We start from the raw sequence: 26,422 nt of genomic DNA on the forward strand, positions 1-26,422 counted from the left end.
GCAGACTCGGGTCGCCGAGATCCACTCTCGTCGGCGAGCATGGCCAGCATGACTGTCGCCCCCCGCCGCTGGCTCGCCCGGTTGGCCGCCACCGCCGGCCTTATGGTCACCGTCGTCCTCCTCCTGATCGCCCCGGCCACTCCCGCCAGCGCGCACGCGGTGCTGCAGAGCAGCAGCCCGGCCGCCTCGTCGGTGGTGCCGAGCGGGCCGGCCGAGGTGGTCCTCACGTTCAGCGAGTCGGTCCGCAAGGTTCCCGGCAAGATCCGCGTCATCGCACCGGACGGCTCCCGCGCCGACCGGGGTGAGCCACGTTTCGACGGCAACGCCGTCACCATCCCGGTCGATCCGGCCGGCGAGCGCGGCACCTACCTGGTCAGCTTCCGGGTGATCTCCGCCGACAGCCACCCGGTCTCCGGCGCGTTCACCTACTCGGTCGGCGCGCCCTCGACGCCACCGGCCGACACCGGTGACGAAAGCCGGGCCAACCCGGTGGTGGGCAACGCGGTGAAGGTGGCGCGTTTCCTCGGGTACGCCGGCCTGGTGCTGCTGGTCGGCCCGGCGCTGGTGCTCGCCGCGCTGTGGCCACGACGGCTGTCCCGGCGGGGACCGGCCCGCCTGGCCTGGACCGGCCTCGGTCTCGTGGCGGTCGCCACCCTCGCCGATCTGTGGCTGCAGGTGCCCTACACCGCCGGCGGTGGCCTCTTCGAGGTGACCGGCGAGGGGTTCGGCAGCGTGTTCGGCAGCGCCTTCGGCGCCGCCCATTTGGTCCGGCTCGGCCTGCTGGCGGCCGCGGCGTTCCTGCTCCGGCCGCTGCTGACCGGGCCGTCCGGGCGCACCGACGCGATCATCCTGGCCGTGCTCGGCGGCGCGGCCCTGCTGACCTGGCCGCTGGCCGGGCACCCGGCGGCCTCCCCGGCCCCTGCGGTCTCCGTGGTGGTCGACGCGGTCCACCTGGGCAGCATGGCCGTCTGGCTGGGCGGCCTGTTGATGCTCGCGGGCTTCCTGCTGCGCCAGGCCGACGAGCGGGAGCTGGGCGCGATCCTGCCGATCTGGTCGCGCTGGGCGGCGCTCGCCGTCTCGGCGTTGCTGCTGGCCGGCACCGTCCAGGCGCTGATCGAGGTGGCCACCCTCGATGCCCTGATCAACACCACGTACGGGCGGCTGCTGCTGGCCAAGATCGGGCTGTTCGCGCTGGTGATCGCCGTGGCCGCGTACTCCCGGCAGCTGGTGCGCCGACGCACCGCGGCGCAGCGGCCGGCGCCGGTGCGCCGGGCGGTCCTGGTGGAACTGGCCGTCACCGTGGTGGTGCTCGGCCTGTCCGCGACCCTGGTGCAGACCACGCCCGCCCGCACCGCCGTGGCCGAGCCGTCCGGCACCCAGGCCGGTCTCTTCTCCACCACCCTGTCCAGCCCGCTCTTGACCGTCCAGGTCGAGTTGGACCCGGCCGAGCGGGGCAACAACTCGATGCACCTGTACGCGTACACCAAGGACAACCAGCCGCAGCCCGTGGTGGAGTGGCAGGCGACCGCCGCGCTGCCCTCGGCCGGGATCGAGCCGATCGAGGTCCCGTTGCTGCCGCTGACGGACAGCCACGCCTACGGGGACGTCAGCCTGCCGGCCGCCGGCGACTGGCAACTGAAGATCACCGTTCGTACGTCCGACATCGACCAGGCCACGGTGACCGCCACCGTGCCCATCCGCTAGAAAGGCTCCCGAAACCCATGACCCGTCTCCGGCGTACCGCAACCGCCGCCACCGCCCTGGCGTTCACCGCCGTCGCGACCGCCGTGCTCGGCTTCGCCGGGCCGGCCTCCGCCCACGTCACGGTGAACCCGAAGGAGGCGACCCAGGGCGGGTACGCCCGGGTGGCGTTCCGCGTGCCCAACGAGAGCGACAGCGCGTCGACCACCAAGCTGGAGGTGGTGCTGCCGGAGAACGCTCCGGTCGGCTCGGTGTCGACCATGCCGGTGCCCGGCTGGACGGTGGCCGTGGAGAAGCGCAAGGTCGACCCGCCGATCGAGGTGCACGGCAGCCCGATCACCGAGGCGGTCTCCAAGCTGACCTGGACCGCGACCGGTGACGCGGGTGTGAAGCCGGGCCAGTTCCAGGAGTTCCCGGTCTCGATGGGGCCGCTGCCGCAGGTCGACTCGATGATCTTCAAGACCCTGCAGACCTACTCGGACGGCAACGTGTCGCGCTGGATCGACGAGCCGACCGCGGGGGGCGAGGAGCCGGAGCACCCGGCGCCGGTGCTCACCCTGACCGCCGCCGCGGCGTCGGGGTCGGCCGCGCCGTCCGCGCCCGCTGCGGCAGCCGCGGCGACGACCGACGATGACGACGACGAGGGCGAGGGCGTCGCGGTCGGCCTCGGCGTCGCCGGTCTGGTCGCCGGCCTCGCCGGGCTGGTGCTGGGCGGGCTGGCGTTCGTCCGCACCCGTCGGGAGCCGGTCGCCAAGTCCTGACCCGCCGCTCACCCGCTGGCCCGCCGGAGAATCCGGCGGGCCAGCGTGCTTTCCCCGGGACGGGACCGACCGTGCGGCGGATATCCCCTGATCAGACGGTGTACGTCGGTAAGGTCGGCCGGGTATCTGGCTACGGAGGGGGACGTTGCGAATGCGTTTCGTGCGGGGGATCGCTGGGGTGCTGCTGTTGGTCATCGGGATTCCGGCAATCTTCGCCGGTGGCGCGCTCTGGCTCGTGACCCGGCACGCCGACCCCGGTGGGACCTTCGCCGCCCGGTTCGAGACCGTCCGCACACCCGGCCACGCGGTCGTGGTCACCGACCTCGACCGGTTGCTGCGCCAGGAGGCGCCGTTCGCGCGCACCGCGCAGACCCGGCTGGAGTTGGACGCGCGCACGCCGGACGGCCCGGCCTTCGTGGGGTTGGCGCCCACCGCCGAGGTGCGCCGCTGGCTGGAGCCGGTGCCGTACGCCTCGGTCCGCCGGGTGGCACTGGCGCGGGGTCCGCTGCCCGTCCGGCTCGATCCCGCCGGCCCGGCCGCCGGCGCCCCGACCACCGCCGGGCCGGTGACCCCCCTTGGTCGCCCGTTCTGGGTACGCGAGGGGATCGGCTCGCTGGAGTGGAGTGCGGACGACCTGGCCGGCGAGCCGATGAGCCTCGTGGTGATGCGGCCGGACGGCGGCGGCGACCTGGCTCTGGACCTGCGCGCCGAGTTGCGGGCCGGGTGGACCACCCCGGCCACCTGGGGGCTGCTGGCGGTCGGGGTGCTGCTGGTGGTGGGCGCGGCGGTGCTCCTGCTGCGCCCGCCGCGCCCCCGCGAGGTGGTCTTCGTGGTCGAGCCGGATCAGGTGCCGGTGCTCGCCGGTCGGCTCGGGGTCAGTTCGTTGAGTGGACTGGGCACCGCGCCCGCCCCGGACGTCGCGGTGGCACGCTCGCTGCCGGCCGGGCGGCAGCTCACCCCGGTCGGTTCCGGCGCGGACGCGCGGCCCCGGTCGGCGATCGGCGCCGAACCGGCCCGGCCGAGCACCCTCGCCGACCTGGAGGCGCCGGCCCGGCTGCCCCGTCCCCCGGAGGTGGCGTTGAGTCTGGCCTGGCCGCCGGCCACTGCGGCGCCGACGGCCCGACCGGTCACGGTGGACGAAACGGCGAGCGGCCCTCCGCGCTGCCGACGCGGAGGGCCACCCTCACCGGGGGATCGGTGCTACCCGAGCGACGCTTGAGGTAGATGAGGTCAGATTAGCGCCAATGGTGGCTAGTGGGGAGGCCTGTCCATTTGGTGCGATTTTTCCTCAGAGTGCTTGGAGCGCACCGGTAGCGCGGCCAGCAGCAGCAGGCTGAGCAGCACGTACCCGTTCTGCAGGACGAAGTCCACCGGATCGCCGGTGCGGACCACCGCCGTGCCCCACTTCTGGAACGTCACCATTCCGTAGATGATCACTGCCGTGGTTACCAGCGCCAGCCCGGCCAACCACCGACGCCGGCGTGCCTCGTCCGGGCGGTCGGCACTCAACGCGGCGTCCACGAGCAGCACCACCGCCGGCACGAACCAGTAGATGTGGTGGGTCCAGGTGATCGGGCTCGCCAGGGAACCGACCAGCCCGGTCAGGGTGAGGCCGGTCAAGGCGTCGCCGGCCCGGGCCGCGCGGGCCGCACGCCACAACCCGTACACGGCGACGACGGCGACCACCAGCAACCAGAGCAGCCGCTCCGGCTTCTCCGGAGCCGTGAACCGGCTGAGCAGGCCGAACAGCGACTGGTTACCGACGTAGTCGGTGCGCCCGACCCGATCAGTGTCCCACAGCTCGTGGGTCCAGAACCGCCACGAGTCGCTCGGGGCGATCGCCGCCGCCAGCAGAGTCGCCGCCGCCGCTGTCGCGCTCGCCACCACCGCGGCCCGCCACCGCCGGGTGGCCAGCAGGTACACGATGAAGATGCCGGGAAAGAGCTTGAGCGCCGTCGCCAGGCCGATGCCCACCCCGGCCCAGCGCCGCGCCTGCGGCACCGCGAACAGCAGGTCGGCCAGGATCAGGACGACCAGCAGCATGTTGATCTGGCCGAAGGTGAGCGTCTCGCGGGTGCTCTCCACCGCCAGCACCAGCAGCACGGCGACGCACAGGGTGAACGTTCGCGGCAGGTTGTGCCGGGCGATGACCGGCATCACCAGCCACCGGGTGGTCAGCACCACGGCCAGCACGGTGAGCACCGTGAAGATCGTCACGGTGGTTCCGAGCTTCAGCAGCCCGAACGGCCACAGCAGCAGAGCGCTGAACGGCGGGTACGTGAAGTACAGCTCGCCCTGCACCCGGTCAGGTTGGACGTAGTCGTAGAGGGGGTGGCCGACGCGCCACCAGTCCATCGCCGACATGTAGATCTTCAGGTCGAAGAAGTTGTGCACCAGGCCGGGCAGGTAGAGCGCCGGCAGCACGGCGATCAGCGCCACCACCGCGACGAGCCGACGGACCGTACGGCCGCCGGGATCGTCGTCGGTGACGGCGGGCGGTGCGACGGGTTCGGCTGGCACTCCGAAACCCTAGCGGGCCGCTCGGTCGAGAGCGCGCAGCCGCGGGTCGTGGGCGGCGCGTAGGCTGTCCCGGTGGCTGATCTCCTCGTCTGGATCGACTGTGAAATGACCGGTTTGGACCTCGGCAGGGACAAGCTGATCGAGGTTGCGGCACTGGTCACCGATCCTGACCTCAACGTGCTGGGTGACGGCGTCGACGTGGTGATCCACGCCGACGAGGCCGCGCTGGAGGCGATGCCGGAGATCGTCCGGACGATGCACGCCAAGTCCGGCCTCACCGAGGAGGTGCGCCGCTCCGCGGTGACCCTGGCCGAGGCCGAGGACCGGGTGCTGGAGTACGTCAGCGGCTTCGTCAAGGATCCGCGTACCGCGCCGCTCTGTGGCAACTCGATCGCCACCGACCGGGGCTTCATCGCCCGGGACATGCCCCGACTCGACGCGCACCTGCACTACCGGATGATCGACGTGTCGTCGATCAAGGAGTTGTGCCGCCGCTGGTACCCCCGCGTGTACTTCGGCCAGCCGCAGAAGGGCCTGGCGCACCGCGCGTTGGCCGACATCCGGGAGAGCATCCGGGAGTTGGAGTACTACCGGCGGACCATCTTCGTCCCGCTGCCCGGCCCTGACGTGGAGACCGCCAAGGGAATCGCCGCCGACCTCTGACCCGCCGCCGGGGTGAGCCGGCAACCCGCTGGACGGGGTCCGGCGCGGTGTGGCTATTATTGGTCCGCACCCCGCCCGGGGCGATCGACCGGGCGACGGCGGCATGGTGGCTGTAGCTCAGTTGGCAGAGCACCGGGTTGTGGTCCCGGTTGTCGTGGGTTCAATTCCCATCAGTCACCCAGCTAGTGGATCTCAGGCCCCCTCCCACGAGGGGGCCTGAGCCGTATGTGGGACTGACGGTCAGAGGACCACGGGCGGATCGGCGCCCATACGAAAGCCCCCTCCGCCACGGAGGGGGCTTTCGTCGTTTCGGCTGCCTCAGGCGGTCGGCGTGGGCGTCGGGGTGCCGGCGTCCGGGGTCGGCGAGGTGTCCGGGTCGGCGGGCGGCTCGTACGGCAGCGCGCTGCCCTTGACGTACTCGTCCCAGCTCATGTTCCAGTCGGTCCAGCCGTTGCCGTTCTGGAGCTTCCGCTCGGTGCCCTTGACGGTGATCGGGTCACCGACCCGGGTGTTCTTGAACAGCCAGTCGCCGTTGGCCATCGACACGTTCACACAGCCGTGTGAGACGTTCGTGGTGCCCTGCTGCCCCTCGGACCAGGGCGCGGCGTGGATGAACTCCCCGCCCCAGGTGAGCCGCTGGGCGAAGTCAATCTTGGTGCGGTAGCCCTCCTCGGGGCCCAGCTCCTCCATGGTGTCGAAGACCGTCTTGCGCAGCTTCTCGATCACCACCATGGTGCCGCTGGACGACGGGGTGCTCTTCTTGCCCAGGCTGACCGGGATGGTCTTCACCACGGAGCCGTTCCGGGTGACCGTCATCCGCTTGGTCTTGTTGTCCACGGTCATGACCACCGCTGCGCCGATCTTGATGTCCACGGTCAGGTCGGCGCGGCCGTACCAGCCGTCCCCCATCGGCAGGCCGCCGGCCTGCACCCGGTAGGAGACCTTGCTGTCGGCCTTCCAGAACTGCTTCGGCCGGTACCGGATCTCGGTGGGGCTGACCCAGTGCCAGATGCCCTCCTGGGCCGGCGTCGAGGTCACCGTCATCCGGCGCTGCACGTCGTCGCGGTAGTCCTCCGGGATGGCGCGGCTGAACTTCACGATCAGCGGCATCCCGACCCCGACCACCTGGTTGTCGCCGAGGAAGCTGCTCACCCGCACCTGCTTGCCCGGCTTGGCCATGGTGGTGAAGGTGCTGGTCGCGGTGGCCGGACGGCCGTCGTCGCCGGTGGCGGTCACCGTGGCGGTGTAGCTCGTGCCGTACTCCAGTGCCCCGGCCGGCAGCCAGGTCTTGCCGTCCGCGCTGACGGAACCCTCGACCGCCTTGCCGGCCGCGTCCTTGAGCTCGACGGCGGTCTCGACGGCGTCCTTCGTGGTGAAGGTGATGCCGGTGGACGCAGGCACGTCCTTGGCGTCGGTCGCCGGTTCGCTGATGGTCGCCGCCGCCTTCGGCGCCGGACTCTCGCTGCCGCCCTGCCACGAGGACGGCTTACCGCCGTCACCGTCGGTACAGGCGGAGGTGAAGGCCAGTGCCACGGCGAGAAGCCCCGCCGCGAACACGCGGCGTCGCCCACCGGGCCGGATCAGCTGGTCCTGGCTAGCTCGCATGATTCCCTCACAGTCGTGGTCCCTGACCCATCGTCTCCTACTGACGCACCAGGACCGGCCCTGGTTGCACAGGGTGAACCGGAACACGCCGACGATGATGCCGGAATTTTGTTAAAATCCGGCGTTTCGTGAGTCTGGCTCGTCTCCGTGCCGGGACTGAGGGGTCGCCGCGGGCGCCGTCGCGCCGCGGGCAGTGCAAGGGTACGCGCCGGCCCGCGCGGTCGCACGGGCCGGCGTGCGGCCGGAGTACGGCTCAAAGCGCCGGGCCGGACCCACCCGCGGGCACCGGCAGCGCACTGCCCTTGACGAATTGCGACCAGCTCAGGCTCCACGCCGTCCAGCCGTTGCCGGCGGCGAGCCTGCGCTCGGTCCCCTTCACCGTGATCGGGTCACCGATCCGCGTCTTGCCGAACAGCCACCGGGCGTTCGCCGTCGACACGTTCACGCAGCCGTGCGAGACGTTCTGCCGCCCCTGCACGTGCTCCGACCAGGGCGCGGCGTGGATGTACTCGCCACCCCAGGTGAGCCGCTGGGCGAAGTCGATCTCGGTGACGTAGCGGTTGGCCGGGTCCGGGTCGTCACGGGTGTCGAAGACCGTGGACTCCTTCTTCTCCATCACCACCATCGTGCCGCTGGACGACGGGGTGCTCTTCTTGCCCAGGCTCACCGGCACGGTGCGGACCAGCGTGCCGTTCTCGTACACCGTCATCTTCTTGGTGGCGTTGTCGACCTTCATCACGAACGACCGGCCGATCTTGGCGGTGGCCTTGCGGTCCACGTCGCCGTAGCGGCCATTGCTCAGCGGCACCCCGGCCAGGGCGATCCGTACGGTGAGCGTGGTGCCCGGCTTCCAGTACTCCGGCGCCCGGTAGTAGGCCTGCGTGCCGTTGTCGACCCAGTGCCACGCCCCCGGCTGCGGCGGGTCGGTGCGGACGAACATCCGCTTCTGCACCGCCGCCCGGTCCTTCTTCGGGATGCCCGGGTGGAACTCGGTGACCACCGGCATGGCCACGCCGTAGCTCTTGTCGTCGAAGAGGTAGAGGCCGGACCCGATGGTCGACCTGGGCTTGGCCATCGTGGTGAAGCTGCTGGTGCCCTGGCTGCTCGTCCCGTCGGCCCCGGTCGCCGTCACCGTGGCGGTGTACCTGGTGCCGTACTTCAGCGGGGCGTTCGGCACCCAGGCGGAGCCGTCGGTGCGCAGCGTGCCCGCGACCGCGCCGCCGCTCGCGGCGGTCAGGGTGACCGTGGACACCTTCGCGCCGTCCGGGAGCTTCGCGCTGATCTCCGTACTCACCGGCTTGTTCTTCGTGCCGTCGCCCGGGCTCAGCGCGAGCGCGGGCCCACTCGGCGCGGCCGGCGTCGTCGGCTCCGCCGCGCCGGGCTCGGCGCTCGCGCTTGCGCTCGGACCGGACCCGCCGACGAACTCCGGGTTCTTCTGCTCGTCGCCGCAGGCGGTCAGTGCCAGCGACGCCACCAGGGCCAGAGCGCCCACCACCGCCCCGGCTCGCGTGAACCGTGCCATCCCCACCTCTGTTCTCGCGTACCTGGCGGACATCGTGCCGCATCACCGCCTTGGCAGACGGTCCCGTCCTCGTCGCGCGGGCCGTTTTGAGACCTTTTGCCCGCTAAGCTCGACCGAAGGGGGGACCCGGGCAACCGGATTGGAGCCCGGCTCGGCGGGGTGCTAATGTTCTCTCCGTTGCCGACGAGCGCCGCTAGCTCAACTGGCAGAGCAGCGGACTCTTAATCCGCGGGTTCGGGGTTCGAGTCCCTGGCGGCGCACCAGCAATAATCTGGGCATTCACCCTCACGGGTGGGTGCCCAGATGTGGTTTCGGGGGGAGTGACGCGGGTCCGGGCGTGGTCGCCAGGCATCCTCATACCTCAGAGTCATATTTATGCCTCAGAGGTATACGGCTCTGTGCCAACTGTCCCGCCCCCGTAGCGGTCATCGCCGCGGCTGCCGGACTGCCCCAGGCCGGCTGCGACGACGACGTGCTCCCGATGGTCCCGTGACTCGCGCCGGGCAGGGTGCTCTTTCGAGACGTTCAACGCAGCCAGCGGACGCGCTCTTCGATTCCGCCGATCGCTGTCCGCCACACAGCGCTGAACAGCCCGCCCTGGAGGGACGCGAGTTGGCGACGGGCGCCCCAGCCGGCGACTGGCCGGTCGGCGACCCGAAACAGGTCATCGAGGTAATCCAGGGGCGAACCCACGGCCAGGTGCTTCAGCACACCGTCGAGCTCGAACGCCTCCGAGATCTCTCGAATGAGGTCACGGTTGGCGATGAACAATGTCGGGACCCACTGCGCCGGCGGAAACCTCAGGCTGTAGGTGATGAGGTCGAAGTCGAAGGTGTGTTCATCGTCAGGCTCCGTCGCAGTGCTGCCCATGCCGTCCAGGAAGCTTTCCCACCCCTCGATGGAAGCCAATTCATGGGTTTCGGTCCTGGTCACATACTTGCGCATGGATTCTGCGGATCTGAATAGGAGCAGGTGACTCTGAGCGCCGAGGAATGCCGCGTCGGTCTGTTGGTCGTCGAGGTGCGCGCGAAGCGTGTATCCCCTTTCGCCGGACCGAAGTGTGATGGCAATCGGGTGAATAGTTGAACGCGGGTCAGCTGAGGTGACCGGCCGGCTCGCGCCCGGGAAGCCCGGGTGCGTCCACTGTGCTCTGGGATTCTCGCGTTCGCGGGTCTCGCGTTCCCGATCCTGACGTTCCCGGGCTTCCCGTTCGCGGCTCTGACCCTCGCGCTTCTGACGTTCGCGGTCCTGGCGTTGGCGGTTTTCGCGCTCGCGGTCCCGGCGTTCCCGGGTCTGACGCTCGCGGTCGTGATGTGCGCGAGTGTGGACATCTGTCAGATGCTGGTACGCCGCGTTGATCCGCTGCATTTGCCGGGTGACTTCCTCCCGGACCTTCGCGGAGCTCGACTGATGTCTGTCCGGATGCCAGATCTGCGCGAGAACGAGGTAGCGTTCCCGAATCTCCGCGACCGACGATTCACGTGTCACGCCGAGAAGCGTGTACGGATCCTGTCCGTCAGGAAACATGGTATCCACCGGATCTTATAAACAATCGGGGCGCGTGCCCGTTGATCATAACAGCAATTGTCGATACCTACGCGCCCCGGCTCCACCGCCCGCGGCGAGTCGTTACCGCTGTCTGTGGGAGTACATCCGCGCCGGATAGGTTCGCGTGTGGTGGGTAGACGGCGCGCGTGCCCGCGAACCAGGAGGCGACAGCCGACGTCGACCCGGCGCCGCAGCGGCGGTCCCTGGTTGGCCGGACGTTCGCTGGCCTGCGGGAACGTGGGCAACGCCTGGTACGCGCCCGCGCCTGGCGGTTACGCCTGTTCGGTCTGCTCGCTGTGCAGGCCGGCATCGCGGCGGCGATCGCCTGGTTCGTGGCCTACCAGTTCCTGGACAACTCCAGCCCGGTCTTCGCACCGACCACCGCGGTCGGCATCGTGGCCGCCGCGATGGGCTCACGCCTGCGCCGTACCGCTGAGCTGCTGGCCGGGGTGGTCCTCGGACTCGCTGTCGGTGACACGCTCATGCCGCTGTTCGGCATCGGGCCCTGGCAGACCGGCTTGGTGGTCGTGTTGGCGATCATCGTCGCCATCCTGCTAAAGGGCGGTGGTTCACTGCTCACCCAGGCTGGTGGTACCGCCGTGCTCATCGCCACCCTGGAGCCGCCGGTGCGTGACCTGTCCGTTCCCCGCTTCGTCGACGCCGCGGTCGGAGGGCTGATCGGGCTGGCGGTCGGTCTGCTGCTGGTGCCCATCCACCCGCAACGGACGGTGCAGCGGCTGGCCGAACCCGTCCTCGATCCGGGTATGGCCGCCATGCACGACCTGGCCGCCGCGCTACGTGCGCGTGATCTTGGTGAGGCTCAGCGGAGCCTACGACGACTGCGTGACCTCGACCCCCGGTTGACCGCGCTGGAGGAGGGGCTCAGCGCGGCCCAGGAGGTGGTGCGATTAGCGCCACTACGCTGGCGCGACCGCACCTCCCTGGCCTTCTACACCGAGGCCGTCCGGCACCTGGAGCGCACCCTGCACAGCTGCCGGTCGATCGCACGCCGACTCACGACAGCCCTCAAGGATGATGAACCGATACCCGCGGAGCTGCCGGCGGCCATCGACCTGCTCGCCGACGGTGTGCAGACCCTGCGGTCCAGCATCCGTGCCCGCGAGGGGCCCCACAAGGCGCGCGAGCAGATCCTGATGGCCGTCGAGATGGTCGGACGGGCGCGGGGAGAAGCGGGGTTGGACCCCACCCGCCCGCACACCCACCGGTTGGGCTACTCCGGGCTGATCGCCGTGGGTGAGTTCCGGACAGCCGCGCACGACCTGCTCATCGCCAGCGGGTTGGACGCCGACCCGGCGGCCGAGCTGGTGCGGCGGGCCGTCGATCAGGACGAGCAGGACTGAGGCGCGGGGGCTGACTCGAACAGGCCGGCGGGCGGCAGGTGGCGGCCTTCCATGACGTGCGAGTAGTCGCGAGCCTCGGCCACGAGGCCGGCTTCGTCGAAGCGCAGCAGGGTGCAGCCCGAGATGGTCGTGGCCGCACCCTTGACGTAGATCACCGACCAGTACTCCACGGCGGCCGCCTGTCCGTCGACCTGCGGCTCGGCGAACCACACCTCCGCCGGGTGGGACTCCTCGGCGAAGCACTCCGTCAGGTAGGCACGGAGGCCGGAACGCCCCCGGTACGGGCGGAACATCGAGGCCCAGTGGTCGCCGTCCGCACTCTGCAGGGCTGCGATCGCCTCGACGTCCCGGACCGGCCAGGCTTCGGTCCACGTCCGGGCCCACCGCTGGGCCAGCTCCCGAGTGTCCACGACCGTCTCCTTCGCCCACCCGCATTCGCTCGTCACCGCAGTGGTATCAGGGACCCCTGACATCCCCACGGGGCACGGTCTGCGCCTGATCCGCGAGCCGCGCGACCGTCCGGGCCAGGATCTTCGCCCGCGTCTCGGGTGTGCGGGCCTTGAGCAGCGGCAGGATCACGGCGTACCGGGCGGAGCGGCCGAGCCGTTCGAAGGCGGCGGTGGCGCGGGGTTCGCCGGCCAACGCGGCCGTCAGATCGGGCGGGACGGCGGCGGCACGCTGAGACTCGTACGTCACGCCGACCTCATGGACGAGAGGACGTCGAGGTAGTGCGGGTTGCTCATGACGCCGAGCACGTTGCCGAACGGGTCGACCACCGCCGCGGTGACGAACCCCTCGTCGCCGTGCGGAGTGATCGGCTGGTACTCCGTGGCGCCCATCGCCAGCAGTCGCTCGACGGTCGCGTCGAGGTCGTCGACGTGCCAGTGCATGACGGCGCCGCCGGGGCCGGTCGCGCCGGGCGGCGCGTACCGGCGGTCGATGATGCCCAGCTCCGCCTGGTAGTCGCCGACACGGAACTCGGTGTAGGCGGGGCGTCCGTCGGGGCCGGTGCGCAGGAAGTACGCCTCCAGCCCCAGGAACTCCGCGTACCAGTCGGTCGCCGCTGCCACGTCGTCGGCCCAGATGTTGAGTGTGGCGAATCCTCGCAGGCTCATCAGTCTCCCCTCGTCGATGGGTTCTGCGGCCACGCTATCGGCGATTGCGGAAGCTCCCGTTCCTCAATGGCAGCCTCGTCAGAACAGGGTCAGGGGCCCGACCGGTATCGGCTCGGGTAGGGCTTCGAGCTCCGGTACGCGCGCTCGTACCTCATCGTGGAAGCGGCGCGCGAGCACGGGCGCGTCGGCGTTGTCCGGGGTGTGGACGAACATCGTCGGTGAGCGGCCCTCGCGCAACCATGCGGCGACGACGTCGACCCAGCGCTGCCACCCTTCGACCGTTCGCGTGGTGTCGTCCCGGCCGAGGTAGCGGACGATCGGCCGGTCGGTCAGGGCGAGCGAACGGAGCGGCACGCGCGGCTTCTTGAGCCAGGCGTCCCGCTCCGCGTCGCTGGTCGGTGGGCTGGCGAAGAACGCGGTGGTGTCGAAGGGGACCCACTCCGCGGCCGCGACGGTGAGGGCCTCGGCCAGGAGCCGGGCCGCGCGCGGTTCGGTGAAGAACGCGGGATGGCGGACCTCGACGGCGTACCGGTGGGAGCGGGGGAGCCGGCCCAGAAAGCGGCTCAGGGTGGGGACGTCGGCGGGCGAGAACGACCCGGGCAACTGGATCCACAGCGCATGGGCGCGTGGGCCGAGCGGCTCGATCGCGTCCAGGAACGCACGCAGCGGCTCGTCGGCGTCGGTGAGCCGGCGTTCGTGGGTGACGATCTTGGGAAGCTTGAGGACGAACCGGAAGTCGGGATCCGTCTGCGCGGCCCAGGACGCCACGGTGTCCCGGGACGGGGTGGCGTAGAACGTCGTGTTGCCCTCGACGGCGTCGCACCAGCTGGCGTAGTGCCGTAGGCGCTCGTGCGGCGGAAGTGGATGCGCCAGCAGCCGGCCCTGCCACGACCGGTGGGTCCACATCGCGCATCCCACGTGCAGACGCACAGCGGCTATCCGACGATCAGGTCGAGGGTGGCGAGGTCTGCCGGGTCGGCCACCACCTCGATGCCGATGATCCGGTCGGTGACGATGAAGCTGAGCGCGAGCCGGACGTTCCCGCCGCGCTCCACGACCGCCCCTGGCAGGCCGTCGACGTACGCCGGAGTCGCGCCCTGGGCCCGGCCGTTGAAGAAGCCGGCGATGGTGGCCGAGCCGCGCGACTCGGCGACCGACCCCAGGCTCGCGGCCACCGGATCGGCGCGCATCACGACGTGCGGGTCGAGCAGGCTGACCAGGTCGTCGAACCGGCCCTCGCGCGAGGCGGCGAGGAAGGCCTCGACCACTCGCCGTTGACGTGCCGGGTCCGCCTCCCGGACGGTCCCGCCCTGGTTGACCCTGCGGCGGGCCCGGCTGGCGATCTGGCGGACGGCGGCGGGACTGCGGTCGACCACCGCGGCTATCTCCTCGAACGAGACCGCGAACATGTCGTGCAGGACGAAGACGAACCGTTCGGTCGGCGCGAGGGTGTCCAGGACGACCAGGAGCGCCCGGCCGACCGACTCGGTCAGCACCGCCTCACGCTCGGGGTCGACCGGGGCGCCGTCGGTCGGGTCGGGCTCCGGTGCGGCGGTGTCCCATGGCTGCTCCGGACGGGCGGTACGCGTGCGCAGCCGGTCCAGGCAGACCCGGCCGACCGTGGTCGTCAACCATCCCGGCAGGTTGTCGATGCCCGCGACATCCGCTCGACTGAGCCGCAACCAGGTGTCCTGGACGGCATCCTCGGCCTCCGTGCCGGAGCCCAGCATCCGGTGGGCGACCGCCCGCAGCCGCGAGCGGTTCTCCTCGAAGCGTCGGGCCAGCAGATCCGCCTCGATCATGATCTCCCCACCCCCGGGCGCTCCATGACTGCGTTGTGACCGCCGCCACATCTGTCACGCCGTCGGCTGCCCGGCCGACATCCCAGTGACAACCGGGACGGCCTCGTACCGCGACGCACGCCGGGCAGCCTAACAAGACGGGACGACCGACATGATCATCGAACCGCGCCTCCAGAACCCCGCCAGCCTGCTGCCGGACATCGTGAAGGCGATCAATCTGCTCTACAAGGCCGCGCATTCGGCCGGGGTGCCGGGCAGCACGTTGGAGCTGGTGCACCTGCGGGTCAGCCAGATCAACGGGTGCGGCGCCTGCGTCGACTCTGGTGCCCGGGGCGCCCGGAAGGCGGGCGAGACCGAGGAGCGGCTGTTCGCGGTGGCCGCCTGGCGGGAGACTCCGTACTTCACGGAGGCGGAGCGGGCCGCGCTGGCGCTCGCGGAGACCGCCACCCGGCTGGCCGACCGGGCCGACGCGGTGCCGGACGACGTCTGGGCCGAGGCGGCCCGGCACTTCGGCGAGAAGGAGCTCGCCGCGATCGTGCTCTGGGTGGCCACCAGCAACTTCTTCAACCGGCTCAACGTCACCACCCGCCAGCCGGCCCCGCAGAACTGGGGCTGACCGCCTCTGGGCTCGGTCACCTGATGCTCCATGTTGCTGGGCATCAGGTGACCGGTCGCTCTGATCGTCAACTTGTGGTTGACGCCGAGATGGCGTCAACCTATGGTTGACGCATGACGGATCCTCTTCAGATGACCAACCCCGTTCGCCTCGACGACCTGATCCAGGCGATCAAGAAGGCGCACAGCGACGCGCTCGACCAGCTCACCGACGCGGTGATCGCCGCCGACCACCTCGGTGACGTCGCCGACCATCTGATCGGTCACTTCGTCGACCAGGCCCGGCGCTCGGGCGCCTCCTGGACCGACATCGGCCGCAGCATGGGGGTCAGCAAGCAGGCCGCACAGAAGCGCTTCGTGCCGAAGGCCTCGACCGAGGCGGCGGCGCTCGACCCGAACGCCGGCTTCGGTCGGTTCACCCCCCGGGCCCGCAATGTGGTGATGGCCTCCCAGGAGGAGGCCCGCGCCAGTGGCCATGCCGAAATCGGCCCCGAGCACCTGGTGCTGGGCCTGCTGGCCGAGCCGGACGGGCTGGCCGCCAAGGTGCTGGTCGGCCGGGGCGCCTCCCCGGAGGCGGTACGCGAGGCGGTGGGTGCCGCCCTCGGGCCGCCGGCCGACCAGGTCCCGGACCTCATCCCGTACGACGCGCGCGGCAAGAAGGCGCTGGAGCTGACCTTCCGGGAGGCGCTGCGGCTCGGGCACAACTACATCGGCACCGAGCACATCCTGCTGGCCCTGCTGGAGCAGGAGGGCGGCGCGGGCGTGCTCACCAACCTCGGTCTGGAGAAGGCGGCCGTCGAGGCAGACCTGTCCGCCGCCCTCGCCGCGGCCGTCGCGCAGAAGTGACCTCCCGCGATCAGGGCGTCGGGAAGCCGTAACGCAGGGCGTGCTCCGGATCGGTCGGGTCGATCTGGCGCACGCCCGCGTCGGCGAGGCGCTTGTTGACCTCGTCGAGCTGCTCGCGCACCAGCCGGGCCTCCTCCTCGGTGACCCGTCCCCGATGTGGTTTGCCGGCGTGGTCCAGCGTCCCGTAGTCGATCTTCTCGGCGCTCCTGCGGGCCTTCGGCGGGCGGACCCGCTCGGCCGTCTTCAGCAGTTGCGCCATCGGCACGTCGGTGGCCATCGCGTCGAACTCGCTGGCAGTCAGCACCACCCGGCGCGGCTCGCCCCCACCGTGCCGGTCGTGGATCTCGACCACCGCGACGTCCAGCGCGGCGTCGTCGATGTTCTCCACCTCGGTCGGGGTGGCGTCCAGTTGCACGGGCCCGGCGACCAGGTCCGGGTGCTCCAGGACGACGACGCGGACCACCTCGTCGTCGTCCTGCAGGACCGTGCCGGTGAAGTCGGAGACGTGGATCGTCTTCTTGCCCATGCGCGGAGCTTCTCCTGTCGTAGGCCGGATTTCGGACCAGAAGAAGTTACCCGACAGGTGTGCGAAAGCCCGCGTTGGACAGCCCGGGTGTGTCGTGGCCGGCGCCGTGGTGGGTCAGCGGGTGTTGAGCCCCCGCCGTGCGGACCTTCCGGCCGGCAGCTTGTTCAGCTCTGACCAGGACAGGGCGTCCGCGCCTCCCGTCGTACGGGTCCCGCGGTACCGCGGCTGGGCCGGGAAACGGCCAGCGGGCTCCGTTGCCCGCCAGAGTCGCTCGGGGTCCTGGTGGTAGCGGTCGTTCGGCTGAATCGGCATGACCATACCGTCCCAAACAAAGGTGTCCATGTATGGAAATACCTATGACGGTCGATCAGTGCCGGGGGTTCCGGGTGCGCGAAGAGTGGTCCACGGCCCGGCCCTTGACGGATCGCCCGCCCGCCGGGGCCGCCCGGCGTACGGTGATCCACGACGGGCCGGCTGACGGGGAGGTGCGCATGCTCGACCGGCGGCTTCAGCTGCACCTGGCCACCTGGCTCGGTCAGTGGCCGGCCGGGCCGGGGCTGCACGTGGTCGCCTCGCACCGGCGGGCGCAACCGGCCTGGGACGGCCGGCTGCGCCCGGCGCTCGCCGTGGACACCGGGCAGAGCGCCGTGCTCTCCGTGCCGCCGGACCGGTTGGCGGCGGTCCGCGCTCTGGTCCGGCGTGCGCCGGACCGGCTGCTTCCGGCGCTGCCGGAGACTGTCGGGCTGCCGGACTGGTGCGTGCACGACGGCCCCTTCCGGTGGACCCTCAACCCGGCGCCGCTGCCGGACGTGGGGGAGTGGATTGAGTCGACGGCCCCCGGGCTGCCGCCCTGGCTGCGGCTGTTCGACCGGCCGGTGCTGGTGGTCCGCGACCCGGACGGCAACTACCTGGCCGGGGCCGGGGTGAAGCGGCACGACGCGTACGGGCGCGAGCTGGCCGTCGGCACCGTGCCCGCCGCGCGCGGGCGCGGCCTCGCCCGCCGGCTGGTGGCGCAGGCGGCCCGGCGCGTGCTCGACGAGGGTGCGGTGCCCACCTACCTGCACGAGCGGGACAATCGCGCCTCGGCCCGGGTCGCGGAGGCGGCCGGCTTCCCGGACCGGGGCTGGCGTGCCTACGGGGTCTATCCGCGCTGAGATCGCTGTCGCAGGGCGCGGACCGTGGATCCCGGGCCGGATCCACGGTCCGCAACCTTCCCCCAGGTCCCGGTTTTCGGGCGACCGACCGCGGTGGACGGGCCGGTACGTGCCGATCACGCTACGTATCGAGGAGGCTCGGTGCAAGGTGCGAGCTGTCGGTTCGGAGTGTCGAATAGCGGACTTGACCTGGATCGGAGCTCGCCGAGCGGCCGGTGCAGTGTGGTGACGCAGAGTGCAGGTAGGTCTGTCTCAGCCGGCCAGGCCGAGCGCCTCCGCGGCCGCGCGACCGTTGGCGTGACTCGCGCCGTACGTGGTGACGAAGGCGCGTACGCCGGCCGGCCGCCACTGCGCCGGCCAGCCCATCTCCACGACGGTCACCGGATGCTCCGCGGCCAGGCCGGCGATCAGCTCCGGGCCTCCGGGCAACCGGTGCAGGTGCCGCCCGACCAGCACGATCGGTCGCTCACCAGCCAGCTCCCGCAGCGTCGCCCGGTCGGTCTCGGCGGCGATCACCCGGATCTCCTGCACGCCGTTCAGGTGCGGGCCGAGGCCCCACGGCACCCGCCCCTCGGCGATGGTGGACTCGGTGTGCAGCTGCACCACCAGCGGCCGATCCAGGCCGGTGAGGATTCCGTCCACCTGGACCGCCCGACGGGCCGCCGCGTACCCCAGGTCGGTGTCGGGGACGGCCGGCGACTCGCCGGCGGTCCGGGTCCAGGCGGCGAGCGCGGCGGCGCGGCCGGCCGCCTCCTCGACGCGCGAGGTTGCCAGGCGACCGTCGGTGAGCGCGTCGACGATCTCGGTGGCCACCCGCTCGACCAATTCAGCGTCGACCTTCGCGCCGATGCAGAGCAGGTCGGCGCCGGCGGCCAGGGCCCGGACCGCGGCGGGGCCCACGCCGCCGGCGGCCACTGCCGCCCCCTTCATCTCCAGCGCGTCGGTGATGACGGTGCCGGTGAAGCCGTACTCGGTGCGCAGCAGGTCGACGAGGACGGCCCGGCTGAAGGTGGCCGGACCGGCGCCGGTCAGCGCCGGCACGCGGATGTGCGCGGTCATCACCGCTTGCGCCCCGGCGGCGACGACCGCGGCGAACGGCGGCAGGTCCCGCTCACGCAGCAGGGCGAGCGGAACGTCCACGGTGGGCAGCTCGTGGTGGGAGTCGGTGACGGTGGCGCCGTGGCCGGGGAAGTGCTTGGCGCAGGCGGCGACGCCGGCGGCCTGCAGGCCGGCCACGGCGGCCGCCGAGTGGGCGGCCACCCGCACCGGGTCCGCGCCGAACGACCGCGTACCGATCACCGGGTTGTCGTCGGCGGTGTTCACGTCCACCGTCGGGGCGAGGTTGACGGTGACGCCGAGGGCGGCGAGCTCGCCGCCGATCGCCTGGTAGACCCGCCGGGTGAGCGCCACGTCGCCGATCGCGCCGAGGGCGGCGTTGCCGGGGTACGGGCTGCCGGTGGCGTGGGCCAGCCGGGTCACGTCACCACCCTCCTCGTCGATGGCGATCAGCACGTCCGCCCGGCCGGCGCGCAGCGCGGCGGTGCTCGCCGCCACCTGGGACGGGTCGTGCACGTTGGTGCCGAACAGGGTGTGCCCGGCGAGCCCTTCGGCCACCAGGTCGACGGCCCAGTCCGGGGGGACCGGTCCCGGGTACGCGGCGAGCAGCGTGCCGAGCGCGAGCCGGCGCAGTCCTGGATCGAGCCCCACGTGATCTCCCCCTTCGGTGCCCACGGGTACGAATGTCGTACCGGCGGTGGTCATCGCCCTGCCGAGTCGGCCGAGCGCTCCGCCTCCGGGTGGCCGTTACGCTACGGCTACCCGTTCGCAGGTCGGTTTACAGTTAGCAAAGTTTACTAAAACTAGAGGACGTGGCATGAGTGCGACCCGGCTGCCCGGCACCCCCCGCCTGTTGCGGGCGCTCAACGACCGCGCCGCGCTGGAACTGCTCCTCGAACGAGGCCCGCTGACCCGGGCCCGGCTCGGCGAGCTGACCGGGCTGTCCAAGGTCACCGCCTCCCAACTGGTCGAGCGACTCGAGGAGCGTGGCCTGGTCACCCGGGTCGGCGAGCAGGCCGGCGGGCGCGGCCCGAACGCCCAGCTCTACGCGGTACGCCCGAGCAGCGCCCACGTGGTCGGTGTCGACGTCGGGCCGGACCGGGTGGTGGCCGCCTGCGCCGACATCACCGGCGCCGTGATCGGTCGGGTGGAACAGTCCACCCGGGACACCGACGACCCGGTGGGCGTGGTGCACAACGCCGTGGTGCAGGCCGCGAGCAGCGCCCAGGCGCAGCTGAGCAGCGTACGGCGGATCGTGCTCGGCACGCCCGGTCTGGTCGACCCGCACACCGGCGACATCACCTTCGCCTTCAACCTGCCGCGCTGGCACAGCGGTCTGCTCGCCGCGCTGCGCGACGACCTGCACACCCCGGTGGTCTTCGAGAACGACGTCAACCTGGCCGCGGTGGCCGAGGCGCAGTCCGGCGCCGCGCAGGGGCTGACCGACTTCGTACTGGTCTGGGTGGGTGCCGGCGTCGGCCTGGCGATCATGCTGGGTGGCCGGCTGCACCACGGCAGCAGCGGCGCGGCCGGTGAGATCGGCTACCTGCCGGTGCCCGGGGCGCCCATCCCGCGGGACGTCTCCCGACGCGCGAAGCCGGCGTTCCAGCAGTTGATCGGCGGGGACTCGGTGCGCGCGGTGGCCCGCGAGCACGGCTACCCGGACGCCGACGCCGCCGAGGCGGTGCGGTCGGCCGTGGCCGACGGCGACGCCGGCGCGCCGATGCTCGACGAACTCGCCCGCCGGCTCGCGCTGGGCGTGGCCAGCACCTGCGTGGTGCTCGACCCGCCGCTGGTGGTGCTCGCCGGGGAGGTCGGGCAGGCCGGCGGCGCCGCGCTCGCCGACCGGGTGCAGCAGGAGGTCGCCGCGATCACGCTGGTGCGGCCCCGGGTGGTGCCCACCGGGCTGACCGAGGAGCCGATCCTGCGCGGTGCGCTGCGCACCGCACTGGACGCCGTCCGCGACGAGGTGTTCGGCTCGACCGTCGGCTGAGCCCGCTGGGGCGGTCATGTGAAGGAATTCTTCACCGCTGGCCGGCCTGCTGCAACCTCCTGCCGTGGCAGCCCCGGCCCGCCGGGCCGCCCGCGCCACGGCGGGCGGCCCGAGCCGTGACTCAGATCAGGTCGCGGCGACGGAACACGGCGAACGCCGCCGCGGTCAGCCCGCCGGTGAGCACGAGCAGCACGACCAGCCCCGGCGCCCAGGACATGGTGTAGAAGCCGTCGCAGTACCGGCCGATCTCCGTCCCGGTGCAGAGCTGGCTGTCGTAGAACCGCGCCTCACCGCTGAGCCACGCCCCGATGTAGCTGGAGAGCATCAGCTGGTCCGGACGGCGGGCGTCGACGATCTCCAGCACCAGCCGGGCGCCCAGTTCCCAGACCACCGCGTACGCGGCGACCGCGCCGAGCGCCGCCGAGGTGTGCCGACCCAGCGTGGCGATGGCGAAGCCGAGGGCGCTGGCCAGCAGCACCAGCACCATGCCACGGCCGTGCACCGCGCCGAGGGAGCGCCAGAAGTCACCGCCCAGCTCCCCGCCCAGCCCGGCGGTCTGCCCGATCACCCAGAACGTCGCCAGATAGAACACCGAGGCGACCACGGCCAGCGTCAGCACCCCGCCGAGCAGGGTGCCCAGCTTCGCGCCGAGCACCGTCAGCCGGCGCGGTCGCCAGAGCAGCAGGTTCACCACGCCGCCGGAGTTGAGGTCGGCGCCGATGTAGGAGGCGCCCACCAGGAACCCGAACAGCACCAGGAACGCGATGAGGAAGTAGAGCAGCGGGCGCGCCTGCTGGGCGAAGCTGAACACACCGGGGAGGAAATCGGCGGCGATCGGCAGCCGGTCCCGCAGCGTCGGATCGATCTCCGAGCAGTCGGAGGGGAAGTACTGCTCGCTGTCGCTCGGCGGGAGCGTGCCGTTCTGTCGGGCCAGGCACTGCTGGAAGGTGTCCTCCATACTCTGCCGCGCCTCGGCGGCCTGGCTCCGCGCGGAGCTGAGCTCCTCCGCGGTCGGCTTGTGCGAGCCGGCCAGGGTGGTCGCCGCGGTGACACCGAACGCCAGCACCAGCAGGACGACCATGAGTTGCACGAAGCGACGCGCGGACAGCCGCTCCACCTCGGCACGGACCAGGTTCACGCGTCCACTCCCCGTACGTCGAGATCGATCTCAGCATCGCCCGCGCCCGGCGGCCGCCCCGAGTCGTCCACCTGCCGGGGCACCGACGGATGCCCGCCGGCGCCGGTCAGCTCCAGGAAGACGCTCTCCAGATCCGGCCGCAGCGGGGTCAGCTCACCCACCCACAGTCCCTGTTCACCGAGCACCCGACTGATCACCGTCGGGTCGGCCACCCCGCCCACCACCAGCGCCGCGCCGTCCACGCTCGCCGTCAGCTCGGCCTCGTGCAGCAGTTCCACGGCGCGCTCCGGCTCGGCCACCCGGACCAGGAACTCGTGCCGGTCGTGACCGGCCAGCACCTCGTCCACCCGGCCGGTCGCCACCCGCCGGCCCCGCGAAATGATCGTGACGTGGTCGCAGATCAGTTGGATCTCGCCCAGGATGTGACTGGACACCAGCACGGTCACCCCGGCCGCCGCCAGCTCCCGCATCAGGTCCCGCATCTCCCGGATGCCGGCCGGGTCCAGCCCGTTCGCCGGCTCGTCCAGGATCAGCAACTGCGGGTCCTTCAACAGTGCGGACGCCACCGCGAGGCGCTGCTTCATGCCCAGCGAGTAGCCCTTCACCCGCTCGTCGCCCCGGTCACGCAGGCCCACCGTCTCCAGCACCTCGTCCACCCGAGTGATCGGCACCCCGCCGGCCCGGGCCAGCAGCCGCAGCGTGCGGTAGCCGGTGAAGTTGCCGAAGAACTGCGGGCTCTCCACGATGGCGCCGACCCGGCCGGCCACCCGGGGCAGCCGCTGTGGCGACGTTTCACCGAGCACGCTCATCCGCCCGCTGTCGGCCCGCACCAGCCCGAGCAGGGCACGCAACGTGGTGGTCTTGCCGGAGCCGTTCGGGCCCAGGAACCCGTGGACCTGACCCGCCTCGACCAGCATGTCGAACCCGTCGACCGCGATCCGTCGGCCGTTCCGCAGGCTGTGGAAGGTCTTGCGCAGACCCTCGATCTCGATGACCGCGCTCATCCGCGCGGCTCCGTACCTCGACGGGGCATGGACCGTCCTCCGAGTATGGTGATCAACGACACGGCGCCTCACCCTATGACCGGGACGCCGCCCGTGGGGGGCAACGCGGCGCTGCGTGGTTGGATGGTCCGGTGACTGGTGACCTGATCCCCGGCGCTGCCGGCGCCGCGCCTGCCGCCGCACCCGTGGACCCGGATCTGGTGGTCAGCCTCGACAGCGTCGGCGTACGCCGGTCCGGCACCGCCCTGCTGCAGGATCTGACCTGGCGCGTCGAACTGGACGAGCGCTGGGTGGTGCTCGGTCCCAACGGGGCCGGCAAGACCACCCTGCTCAACCTCGCCGCCGGCCGGCTGCACCCCACCACCGGTGTCGCGCACGTGCTCGGCGAGCGGATCGGGCGCACCGACGTCAACGAGCTGCGTACCCGGATCGGGCTCTCCACGGCCGCGCTCGCCGAGCGGCTGCCCGCCGAGGAGCGGGTCAGCGACGTGGTGGTGACCGCCGCCTGGTCGGTGGTCGGCCGTTGGCGCGAGAGCTACGACCGCGGCGACGAGGCGCGGGCGCGGGCGCTGCTGAGCCAGCTCGGCATCGGCGGCCTCGCCGAGCGCCGCTACGGCACCCTCTCCGAGGGTGAGCGCAAGCGGGTGCAGATCGCCCGCGCGCTGATGACCGACCCGGAACTGCTGCTGCTCGACGAGCCCGCCGCCGGCCTCGACCTGGGCGGACGGGAGGACCTCGTGGCGCGGCTGGCCGAGCTGGCGTACGACCCGGACGCCCCGGCCCTGGTCCTGGTCACCCACCATGTGGAGGAGATCCCACCCGGGTTCACCCACGCGCTGCTGCTGCGGGAGGGCGGGGTGGTCGCCCAGGGTCTGCTCGCCGAGACGCTGACCGGCGACAACCTCTCCAAGACCTTCGGCCTGCCGCTGGTGGTCGAGCGGTCGGGCGACCGTTACACCGCCCGCGCCTCCTGAACGTGGGACCGGGCGGGAGGTGACCGTGCCGCAGACCCGGGTGGTCGTGGTGGGCAGCGCCAACATGGACCTGGTCGCGATGGCGCCCGGGCTGCCCCGGCCGGGCGAGACGATGCTCGGCACCGACTTCGTGATGGTGCCCGGCGGCAAGGGCGCCAACCAGGCGGTCGCCGCGGCCAGGGCCGGCGCCTCCAGCACCTTCCTCGGCGCGATCGGCTCCGACGCGTTCGGCGTCACCCTCCGGGCGCGGATCACCGCGGCCGGCGTGGACACCAGCCACCTGCGAGTGGTCTACGGCGCCTCCGGGGTGGCACTGGTGATGGTCAACGCGCAGGGGGAGAACGCCATCGTGGTGACCCCCGGCGCGAACGACGCGTTGACCGGCCTCACCGAGGAGGAGTTGACCACCGTACGCGGCGCGGACGTCCTGGTCGCCCAGCTGGAGATCCCGGTGCAGACCGTGGCGGCCGCCGCGGTGGCCGCCCACGCCGCCGGCACCCGGGTCGTCCTGAACGCCGCCCCGGCCCGGGATCTCCCACCGGAGCTGCTCGCCGCCGTGGACCTGCTCGTCGTCAACGAGGGTGAGGCGCAGGCGTCCACCGGCCGGGGTCGGGACGAGCCACGGGCGCTGCTCGACCTGGTGCCCCGGGCCGTGCTCACCCTCGGTGGCGAGGGCGCCTGGTACGTCGACCGCGAGGGCACCGAGGTGCACGTCCCGGCCGTCCGGGTCGACGTCGTCGACTCCACCGCCGCCGGTGATGCGTTCACCGCCGCGCTGGCCGTGGGCTGGGGCGAGGGACGGGAGCTGGTCGACGCGGTGCGCTGGGCGTCGGCGGCCGGCGCGGCCTGCGTCCGCCGCCTCGGCGCCTCGGTGGCGCTGCCCCGCCGCGCCGAGATCGACGAGCTGTACGCCCCGGGCTGACCCCGCCGCCCTACGCCGGTCGGCCGGGCGTCGCCCTGATGCGAAAGGCCCGGCGGTACGCCGACGGCGAGGTCGACATGACCCGGCCGAAGTGGTGCCGGTAGGTGACCGGCGTGTCGAAGCCCACCGCCCCGGCGATCTGCTCGACCGGGGCGTCGGTCTCCTCCAGCAGCGCCAGACTGGCCCGGACGCGCTGGTCGATCAGCCAGCGAATCGGGCTGGTCCCGGTGGCGCGGGCGAAGTGCCGCAGGTAGGTCCGCGGCGACATGTGCGCCTGCCCGGCGAGCCGGGCCACGGTCAGCGGTTCGGCGAGGTGCGCGAGCGCCCAGTCGATGCTGCCGGCGATCCGGTCGTCGTCCGGGTCGGTGGGCACCGGCGCCTCGACGAACTGGGCCTGCCCGCCGTCGCGGTGCGCCGGGATCACCAGGCGGCGGGCGACCGCGTTGGCGATCGCCGCGCCGTGGTCCCGCCGGACCACGTGCACGCAGAGGTCGAGCCCGGCGGCGCTGCCGGCACTGGTGAGCAGGTCGCCGTCGTCGAGGTAGAGCACGTCCGGGTCCACCTCGACCCGCGGGTACCGGCGCGCCAGCAGGTCCGCGTACCGCCAGTGGGTGGTGGCCCGTCGGTCGTCCAGCAGCCCGGCGCCGGCCAGCGCGAACGCGCCGGAGCAGATCGACATGATCCGTGCGCCGCGCTGGTGCGCCTGGCGCAGTGCGGTCACCAGTTCCGGCGACGGGTCGGCGGTCACGTCCGGCACACCGGGCACGATCACCGTTTGCGCCGCCGCCAGCTCCGCCAGGCCGTACGGGGTGTGCAGGCTGGCCCCGCCGACCACCGGCACCGGCCCGGGCTGCTCGGCGCAGACCACCAGGTCGTACCAGTCGACGTCGAATTCGGGCCGGGGCAGCCCGAACACCTCGGTGACGATGCCGGTCTCGAACACCGACATTCCCGGGTACGCGAGCACGGCGACCCGGTGACCGGCGGCCGGGCGCCGGGAGGTGGGCACCGGAAGCGGCTCGGTCGCCACAGCGGGGATCGGCATGGCGGGATGTTAGCGCAGGACGTCGTTCCCGCCACTCGTTCCGGGTGGTGACGCCGGCCAGGATCGGTCCATGACCTTCACCTTCGCCGTCCCCGCCGCCGATCCGGCTGCCGCCGCCGCCCACTTTCTCGCCCGGCTCAGCGTCGAGACCGACGTCAGCGACGTGCACGCCGACCTGTCCGCCCGTACTCCCGGCCTGGTGGTGGTCGACTCCCGCGGGGAGGCCTCCTGGAGGCAGGGACATCTGCCGGGGGCGGTGCACCTGCCCACCGCCGAGATCGCCAGCCGGGCGGCCGAGCTGATCCCGGCCGGCTCGGCCGTGGTCACGTACTGCTGGGGGCCTGGCTGCAACGGCGCGACCCGGGCCGCGCTGGAGTTCGCCCGCCTCGGCCACCCGGTCAAGGAAATGCTCGGCGGGTTCGAGTACTGGGTGCGGGAGGGACTGCCGGTGATGACCGGGACCGGGCTGACCCGCCGTCCGGTCGACGACCTGACCGCGCCCCGCGCCACGATCACCTGCGACTGCTGACCAGGTCGAGCAGCACCACTCC

At 72.0% G+C, this 26,422-nt stretch carries 25 protein-coding genes, 2 tRNA genes and 1 pseudogene; 14 read left to right on the top strand and 14 right to left on the bottom strand.

Annotated elements, in window-relative coordinates:
- Positions 1-39: 39 nt before the first annotated feature.
- The 3 genes and pseudogenes from EAD89_RS07775 to EAD89_RS30975 form a co-directional block, all read left to right on the top strand.
- Positions 40-1,704 (top strand): copper resistance CopC/CopD family protein, encoded by a 1,665-nt coding sequence (locus tag EAD89_RS07775; protein WP_121675240.1) that lies wholly within the window; start codon positions 40-42, stop codon positions 1,702-1,704.
- A gap of 17 nt (positions 1,705-1,721) precedes the next feature.
- Positions 1,722-2,462, top strand: coding sequence for a YcnI family protein (locus tag EAD89_RS07780; RefSeq protein ID WP_121675241.1), 741 nt, complete (start codon positions 1,722-1,724; stop codon positions 2,460-2,462).
- A gap of 679 nt (positions 2,463-3,141) precedes the next feature.
- Positions 3,142-3,453: pseudogene (locus EAD89_RS30975) on the top strand (hypothetical protein); the annotation flags it as partial.
- A 260-nt stretch (positions 3,454-3,713) separates the two neighbouring features.
- On the opposite strand, the gene EAD89_RS07790 reads toward EAD89_RS30975, so the two are convergent.
- The gene (locus EAD89_RS07790; RefSeq protein WP_121675242.1) at positions 3,714-4,982 is read right to left on the bottom strand and encodes a glycosyltransferase 87 family protein; all 1,269 of its coding nucleotides are present in this window, start codon (positions 4,980-4,982) and stop codon (positions 3,714-3,716) included.
- Positions 4,983-5,054: 72 nt separating this feature from the next.
- On the opposite strand from EAD89_RS07790, the gene orn reads away from it, so the two are divergent.
- The gene (orn, locus tag EAD89_RS07795) at positions 5,055-5,645 is read left to right on the top strand and encodes an oligoribonuclease (RefSeq protein ID WP_121652384.1); all 591 of its coding nucleotides are present in this window, start codon (positions 5,055-5,057) and stop codon (positions 5,643-5,645) included.
- A 106-nt stretch (positions 5,646-5,751) separates the two neighbouring features.
- Positions 5,752-5,824 (top strand) — tRNA-His (locus EAD89_RS07800).
- A 139-nt stretch (positions 5,825-5,963) separates the two neighbouring features.
- Here EAD89_RS07800 and EAD89_RS07805 read toward each other — a convergent pair.
- Both EAD89_RS07805 and EAD89_RS07810 read right to left on the bottom strand, forming a co-directional pair.
- The gene (locus EAD89_RS07805) at positions 5,964-7,250 is read right to left on the bottom strand and encodes an Ig-like domain-containing protein (protein WP_121675243.1); all 1,287 of its coding nucleotides are present in this window, start codon (positions 7,248-7,250) and stop codon (positions 5,964-5,966) included.
- Positions 7,251-7,503: 253 nt separating this feature from the next.
- Positions 7,504-8,772 (bottom strand): Ig-like domain-containing protein, encoded by a 1,269-nt coding sequence (locus EAD89_RS07810; protein WP_121675244.1) that lies wholly within the window; start codon positions 8,770-8,772, stop codon positions 7,504-7,506.
- Positions 8,773-8,959: 187 nt separating this feature from the next.
- Here EAD89_RS07810 and EAD89_RS07815 point away from each other — a divergent pair.
- Positions 8,960-9,035 (top strand) — tRNA-Lys (locus EAD89_RS07815).
- Between the two features lie 262 nt (positions 9,036-9,297).
- Here EAD89_RS07815 and EAD89_RS07820 read toward each other — a convergent pair.
- On the bottom strand, positions 9,298-10,299 hold the full coding sequence (locus tag EAD89_RS07820) for a J domain-containing protein (RefSeq protein ID WP_121675245.1): 1,002 nt from the start codon (positions 10,297-10,299) through the stop codon (positions 9,298-9,300).
- 167 nt (positions 10,300-10,466) lie between these two features.
- Here EAD89_RS07820 and EAD89_RS07825 point away from each other — a divergent pair, with 167 nt between their 5' ends.
- Positions 10,467-11,681 (top strand): FUSC family protein, encoded by a 1,215-nt coding sequence (locus EAD89_RS07825; protein ID WP_121675246.1) that lies wholly within the window; start codon positions 10,467-10,469, stop codon positions 11,679-11,681.
- Here the strand turns inward: EAD89_RS07825 and EAD89_RS07830 are convergent.
- The 5 genes from EAD89_RS07830 to EAD89_RS07850 all read right to left on the bottom strand — a co-directional run bounded on the left by EAD89_RS07830 (position 11,663) and on the right by EAD89_RS07850 (position 14,598).
- A complete protein-coding gene (locus tag EAD89_RS07830) occupies positions 11,663-12,091 on the bottom strand; it encodes a nuclear transport factor 2 family protein (RefSeq protein WP_158610725.1) in 429 nt (142 codons plus the stop codon). The two genes, EAD89_RS07825 and EAD89_RS07830, sit on opposite strands and share 19 nt — an antisense overlap.
- A 46-nt stretch (positions 12,092-12,137) precedes the next feature.
- Positions 12,138-12,377, bottom strand: a complete 240-nt coding sequence (locus EAD89_RS07835; RefSeq protein WP_121675248.1) for a YdeI/OmpD-associated family protein — start codon at positions 12,375-12,377, stop codon at positions 12,138-12,140.
- Positions 12,374-12,796 carry a VOC family protein gene (locus EAD89_RS07840; RefSeq protein ID WP_121675249.1) on the bottom strand — a complete coding sequence of 141 codons (423 nt, stop codon included), beginning with the start codon at positions 12,794-12,796 and terminating at the stop codon, positions 12,374-12,376. Before EAD89_RS07840 ends, EAD89_RS07835 begins: the two co-directional genes overlap by 4 nt.
- 78 nt (positions 12,797-12,874) lie before the next feature.
- Positions 12,875-13,702: a DUF72 domain-containing protein gene (locus EAD89_RS07845; RefSeq protein WP_199733439.1), complete on the bottom strand. Its 828-nt coding sequence runs from the start codon at positions 13,700-13,702 to the stop codon at positions 12,875-12,877.
- 29 nt (positions 13,703-13,731) lie between these two features.
- On the bottom strand, positions 13,732-14,598 hold the full coding sequence (locus EAD89_RS07850) for a sigma-70 family RNA polymerase sigma factor (RefSeq protein WP_121675251.1): 867 nt from the start codon (positions 14,596-14,598) through the stop codon (positions 13,732-13,734).
- Between the two features lie 151 nt (positions 14,599-14,749).
- Here EAD89_RS07850 and EAD89_RS07855 point away from each other — a divergent pair, with 151 nt between their 5' ends.
- Positions 14,750-15,214 carry a carboxymuconolactone decarboxylase family protein gene (locus tag EAD89_RS07855; protein WP_199733434.1) on the top strand — a complete coding sequence of 155 codons (465 nt, stop codon included), beginning with the start codon at positions 14,750-14,752 and terminating at the stop codon, positions 15,212-15,214.
- A 113-nt stretch (positions 15,215-15,327) separates the two neighbouring features.
- The gene (locus tag EAD89_RS07860) at positions 15,328-16,059 is read left to right on the top strand and encodes a Clp protease N-terminal domain-containing protein (protein ID WP_121675252.1); all 732 of its coding nucleotides are present in this window, start codon (positions 15,328-15,330) and stop codon (positions 16,057-16,059) included.
- A gap of 10 nt (positions 16,060-16,069) precedes the next feature.
- Here EAD89_RS07860 and EAD89_RS07865 read toward each other — a convergent pair whose 3' ends face one another.
- Positions 16,070-16,585: a hypothetical protein gene (locus tag EAD89_RS07865; RefSeq protein WP_121675253.1), complete on the bottom strand. Its 516-nt coding sequence runs from the start codon at positions 16,583-16,585 to the stop codon at positions 16,070-16,072.
- A gap of 491 nt (positions 16,586-17,076) precedes the next feature.
- On the opposite strand from EAD89_RS07865, the gene EAD89_RS07875 reads away from it, so the two are divergent.
- A complete protein-coding gene (locus EAD89_RS07875; RefSeq protein ID WP_121675283.1) occupies positions 17,077-17,739 on the top strand; it encodes a GNAT family N-acetyltransferase in 663 nt (220 codons plus the stop codon).
- Between the two features lie 252 nt (positions 17,740-17,991).
- Here EAD89_RS07875 and EAD89_RS07880 read toward each other — a convergent pair whose 3' ends face one another.
- Positions 17,992-19,446 carry a glycoside hydrolase family 3 N-terminal domain-containing protein gene (locus EAD89_RS07880; protein ID WP_121675254.1) on the bottom strand — a complete coding sequence of 485 codons (1,455 nt, stop codon included), beginning with the start codon at positions 19,444-19,446 and terminating at the stop codon, positions 17,992-17,994.
- 166 nt (positions 19,447-19,612) lie between these two features.
- Here EAD89_RS07880 and EAD89_RS07885 point away from each other — a divergent pair, with 166 nt between their 5' ends.
- Entirely contained in the window at positions 19,613-20,788 is a 1,176-nt protein-coding gene (locus tag EAD89_RS07885) for an ROK family transcriptional regulator (RefSeq protein ID WP_121675255.1), read from the top strand.
- Between the two features lie 121 nt (positions 20,789-20,909).
- On the opposite strand, the gene EAD89_RS07890 is transcribed toward EAD89_RS07885, so the two are convergent.
- Positions 20,910-21,926 carry an ABC transporter permease subunit gene (locus EAD89_RS07890; RefSeq protein WP_121652399.1) on the bottom strand — a complete coding sequence of 339 codons (1,017 nt, stop codon included), beginning with the start codon at positions 21,924-21,926 and terminating at the stop codon, positions 20,910-20,912.
- Positions 21,923-22,930 (bottom strand): ABC transporter ATP-binding protein, encoded by a 1,008-nt coding sequence (locus EAD89_RS07895; protein ID WP_121675256.1) that lies wholly within the window; start codon positions 22,928-22,930, stop codon positions 21,923-21,925. The genes EAD89_RS07890 and EAD89_RS07895 overlap by 4 nt, the downstream gene beginning before the upstream one ends.
- 131 nt (positions 22,931-23,061) lie before the next feature.
- Between EAD89_RS07895 and EAD89_RS07900 the strand changes: the two genes are divergently transcribed.
- A complete protein-coding gene (locus EAD89_RS07900) occupies positions 23,062-23,904 on the top strand; it encodes an ABC transporter ATP-binding protein (RefSeq protein WP_121675257.1) in 843 nt (280 codons plus the stop codon).
- Positions 23,905-23,929: 25 nt separating this feature from the next.
- Positions 23,930-24,826 (top strand): ribokinase, encoded by an 897-nt coding sequence (locus tag EAD89_RS07905; protein ID WP_121675284.1) that lies wholly within the window; start codon positions 23,930-23,932, stop codon positions 24,824-24,826.
- Positions 24,827-24,836: 10 nt separating this feature from the next.
- On the opposite strand, the gene ftrA is transcribed toward EAD89_RS07905, so the two are convergent.
- Positions 24,837-25,871 carry a transcriptional regulator FtrA gene (ftrA, locus tag EAD89_RS07910; protein ID WP_121675258.1) on the bottom strand — a complete coding sequence of 345 codons (1,035 nt, stop codon included), beginning with the start codon at positions 25,869-25,871 and terminating at the stop codon, positions 24,837-24,839.
- Between the two features lie 70 nt (positions 25,872-25,941).
- Between ftrA and EAD89_RS07915 the strand changes: the two genes are divergently transcribed.
- Complete coding sequence (locus tag EAD89_RS07915; protein WP_121675259.1) at positions 25,942-26,400, top strand: rhodanese-like domain-containing protein; 459 nt, start codon at positions 25,942-25,944, stop codon at positions 26,398-26,400.
- Positions 26,401-26,422: the final 22 nt, after the last annotated feature.

Origin of the sequence: Micromonospora sp. BL4 (assembly GCF_003667505.1) — a bacterium.
In the GTDB taxonomy this organism is placed as follows: Bacteria; Actinomycetota; Actinomycetes; order Mycobacteriales; family Micromonosporaceae; genus Micromonospora.

Coding starts and splice junctions, on each gene's coding strand:
- EAD89_RS07775 (WP_121675240.1), top strand. CDS start 40: ATGGCCAGCATGACTGTCGCCCCCCGCCGCTGGCTCGCCCGGTTGGCC.
- EAD89_RS07780 (WP_121675241.1), top strand. CDS start 1,722: ATGACCCGTCTCCGGCGTACCGCAACCGCCGCCACCGCCCTGGCGTTC.
- EAD89_RS07805 (WP_121675243.1), bottom strand. CDS start 7,250: ATGCGAGCTAGCCAGGACCAGCTGATCCGGCCCGGTGGGCGACGCCGC.
- EAD89_RS07810 (WP_121675244.1), bottom strand. CDS start 8,772: ATGGCACGGTTCACGCGAGCCGGGGCGGTGGTGGGCGCTCTGGCCCTG.
- EAD89_RS07820 (WP_121675245.1), bottom strand. CDS start 10,299: ATGTTTCCTGACGGACAGGATCCGTACACGCTTCTCGGCGTGACACGT.
- EAD89_RS07840 (WP_121675249.1), bottom strand. CDS start 12,796: ATGAGCCTGCGAGGATTCGCCACACTCAACATCTGGGCCGACGACGTG.
- EAD89_RS07845 (WP_199733439.1), bottom strand. CDS start 13,702: ATGTGGACCCACCGGTCGTGGCAGGGCCGGCTGCTGGCGCATCCACTT.
- EAD89_RS07850 (WP_121675251.1), bottom strand. CDS start 14,598: ATGATCGAGGCGGATCTGCTGGCCCGACGCTTCGAGGAGAACCGCTCG.
- EAD89_RS07855 (WP_199733434.1), top strand. CDS start 14,750: ATGATCATCGAACCGCGCCTCCAGAACCCCGCCAGCCTGCTGCCGGAC.
- EAD89_RS07860 (WP_121675252.1), top strand. CDS start 15,328: ATGACGGATCCTCTTCAGATGACCAACCCCGTTCGCCTCGACGACCTG.
- EAD89_RS07865 (WP_121675253.1), bottom strand. CDS start 16,585: ATGGGCAAGAAGACGATCCACGTCTCCGACTTCACCGGCACGGTCCTG.
- EAD89_RS07875 (WP_121675283.1), top strand. CDS start 17,077: ATGCTCGACCGGCGGCTTCAGCTGCACCTGGCCACCTGGCTCGGTCAG.
- EAD89_RS07885 (WP_121675255.1), top strand. CDS start 19,613: ATGAGTGCGACCCGGCTGCCCGGCACCCCCCGCCTGTTGCGGGCGCTC.
- EAD89_RS07895 (WP_121675256.1), bottom strand. CDS start 22,930: ATGAGCGCGGTCATCGAGATCGAGGGTCTGCGCAAGACCTTCCACAGC.
- ftrA (WP_121675258.1), bottom strand. CDS start 25,871: ATGCCGATCCCCGCTGTGGCGACCGAGCCGCTTCCGGTGCCCACCTCC.
- EAD89_RS07915 (WP_121675259.1), top strand. CDS start 25,942: ATGACCTTCACCTTCGCCGTCCCCGCCGCCGATCCGGCTGCCGCCGCC.